This is a genomic window from Kitasatospora sp. MAA19, assembly GCF_029894125.1.
In the GTDB taxonomy this organism is placed as follows: Bacteria; Actinomycetota; Actinomycetes; order Streptomycetales; family Streptomycetaceae; genus Kitasatospora.
This window is the reverse complement of the sequence record NZ_JARXYZ010000094.1, coordinates 1-1,064: the sequence shown is the minus strand read 5'-3', so window position 1 is coordinate 1,064 and position 1,064 is coordinate 1. Positions and strand designations below refer to the sequence as shown.

The window sequence follows — 1,064 nt, the reverse complement described above, 5'->3', positions numbered from 1 at the left end:
TGTTCTGTCCCGTGAGGTTGGGGATGCGGCTTGCGGGTGGTTGGCCTGCGAGTGCGGTGTGTCCGCGGTGGTGATTGTAGGTGTGGAGCCAGGCGGGGTAGGCGTCGCGTCGTTCCTGTTCGGTGCGGTAGGGACGTGCGTAGGCCCATTCGTCGAGCAGGGTGCGGTTGAAGCGTTCGACCTTGCCGTTGGTCTGGGGGCGGTAGGGGCGGGTGCGCTTGTGTGCGATGCCCTCGGCCGCGAGGGCATCGCGCCAGGGGTGTGAGCGGTAGCAGGCGCCGTTGTCGGTCAGCACGCGCTGGACGGTGATCCCGGCCCGGGCGAAGAACTCGTTCGCCCGGGCCCAGAACGCGGCGGCGGTCTCCTTGCGCTCGTCGGCCAGGATCTCGCTGTAGGCGAGGCGGGAGTGGTCGTCGACGGCGTTGTGGAGGTAGCTGTAGCCGGCCCTGGAGCGGTTCTTGCGGCCGGCCTCGCGGCCCAGGGTCTTGTGGCCGCCGCCGTCGGGGATGTTGCCGAGCTTCTTGATGTCGACGTGCACCAACTCGCCTGGTGCGGCGCGTTCGTAGCGCCGTATCGGACGGGCGGTGGCGCGGTCGAGGTGGGCCAGGCGGGCGAGCCGGTAGCGGACCAGGACCCGGTGCACGGTGGCCGGGTTGAGCTTGAGGAGGTAGGCGATGCGGGCCGGTCCCCAGCGTCGCAGGACGCGGACCTTGACGATCCGCCGCTCGGTCCGGGTGGGCAGCCTGCGTGGGCTGCGGTGCGGGCGGCTGGACAGGTCGCTCATGCCGGCCTCGCCGAGCGTGCGGTACCGGTCCGCCCACCGCTTGGCCGTGGTCGGTGAGACCTGGAAGCGCTCGGCGGCCCGCCGCAGCGGCCAGCCGTCCTCGACCACGCAGCGGGCCAGGCGCAGGCGTCCGGTCTCGGTCAGCGGTGCGTTACGGTGTGGCATGAGGGCCTTTCTGGAAACCGGGTAGATGTCGCAATCCACACCGAGCCAGAAGGCCCTCACTCATTTCAAGACCACACAGCCGTGAGCCCTGTCACCAACCTCCGTGGTCAGTACA

At 70.0% G+C, this 1,064-nt stretch carries 1 protein-coding gene; it reads right to left on the bottom strand.

Annotated features, from left to right (window positions below; genetic code table 11):
- Positions 1–949: IS481 family transposase (locus P3T27_RS40925; protein WP_280686458.1), on the bottom strand; the 949-nt coding region annotated here is incomplete at its 3' end.
- Positions 950–1,064 lie beyond the last annotated feature (115 nt).